Genomic DNA, 1247 nt, shown 5'->3' with positions numbered 1-1247 from the left:
CCCGTGCCCACCCCCATGCCCGAACGACTGCACCGAGCACGCCCGCCACTGCCCGCAGCGCCACGGCGGTGGTCTGGTCGAGGTCGACGTGAAATCGAAAGCCGGACGCCGCACCATCGGACTGCCCGATCAGCTTCACGACATGCTGCTCCGCCACCGCGAACGGCAGGAAACCGAACGCCAGCACGCGGGCAGCGAGTGGCACGACTCCGGACGGATCTTCACCCAACCCAACGGCAAGGCCCTCGACCCGCGGCGCGACTACGCCGAGTGGAAAGAACTCCTCACCGAGGCAGGCGTGCCGGAAGCCCGCCTACACGACGCTCGGCACACCGCCGCCACCGTGCTACTGATCCTCGGCGTGCCCGACCGCGCCGTCATGGAGATCATGGGATGGTCGAGCGTGACCATGAAACACCGGTACATGCACGTCACCGACACGGTTCGACACGACGTCGCCGAACAGCTCAACCGATACTTCTGGGACGACAACTGAGACTAGAACTGAGACTAGCCACACACAAGAACGGCCCCCACCGTGTCCGGTGAGGGCCGTTTCCTCAGGTCTCGTGCGTGGCCAGGGGCGGGGTCGAACCGCCGACCTTCCGCTTTTCAGGCGGACGCTCGTACCAACTGAGCTACCTGGCCGTTCGCGCCCGGCTCTTGGCCGATCGCAACTGGCGACCCAGACGGGACTCGAACCCGCGACCTCCGCCGTGACAGGGCGGCGCGCTAACCAACTGCGCTACTGGGCCATGTCCTGTTGTCACCGGTCTCCCGGTGTCGTACCCCCAACGGGATTCGAACCCGCGTTACCGCCTTGAAAGGGCGGCGTCCTAGGCCTCTAGACGATGGGGGCTTGGCCGACCAGCGGACCGACCGGACCTTGCCTCCAACCGGCTTTCCCTTTTCTCCGGGGTGCCCCGTTGGGAACGATGAAAAGCTTAGTGCATCCCTCCACGCCCTCTGAAAGGGGGGTCCCCCTTCGGACTTCCCTCCCGACAGGCAAGGCCGCGAACTGCGAAAACACCACCAACGAGTGTATCCCACGCCGTCCAGCCCCCCGCCGCGCGCGCCGAAGCACCCCCACGGAGCCCCGACACGACACCGCCGACGATCTCGGTGACTCCGATCACACACTTTCGGGCGTACGGGCGTCATTTGGGGCGTCTGGTGCTCAGCCACTCCGGACTGGCCACCCCGCGCAGGGTCACCCGCCAGGCCTCCTCCATCCGGGCGCTCACTCC

The 1247-nt window shown here is 66.7% G+C and carries 1 protein-coding gene and 3 tRNA genes; 1 reads left to right on the top strand and 3 read right to left on the bottom strand.

What is annotated here, in order from left to right:
- The coding region (locus CEP50_RS19720) for a tyrosine-type recombinase/integrase (protein ID WP_219905580.1) at nt 1-496 on the top strand (496 nt) is incomplete at its 5' end.
- Between the two features lie 78 nt (nt 497-574).
- Here the strand turns inward: CEP50_RS19720 and CEP50_RS19715 are convergent.
- The 3 genes from CEP50_RS19715 to CEP50_RS19705 all read right to left on the bottom strand — a co-directional run bounded on the left by CEP50_RS19715 (nt 575) and on the right by CEP50_RS19705 (nt 859).
- A tRNA-Phe gene (locus tag CEP50_RS19715) sits at nt 575-648 on the bottom strand.
- A 30-nt stretch (nt 649-678) separates the two neighbouring features.
- A tRNA-Asp gene (locus tag CEP50_RS19710) sits at nt 679-755 on the bottom strand.
- A gap of 31 nt (nt 756-786) precedes the next feature.
- Nucleotides 787-859 (bottom strand) — tRNA-Glu (locus CEP50_RS19705).
- Between the last annotated feature and the right edge of the window lie 388 nt (nt 860-1247).

The sequence above is a fragment of the Actinopolyspora mortivallis genome (assembly GCF_003001495.1).
Classification (GTDB): domain Bacteria; phylum Actinomycetota; class Actinomycetes; order Mycobacteriales; family Pseudonocardiaceae; genus Actinopolyspora; species Actinopolyspora mortivallis_A.
Note: the sequence above shows the minus strand (reverse complement) of the source record. Positions and strands in the feature narration are given on the sequence as shown.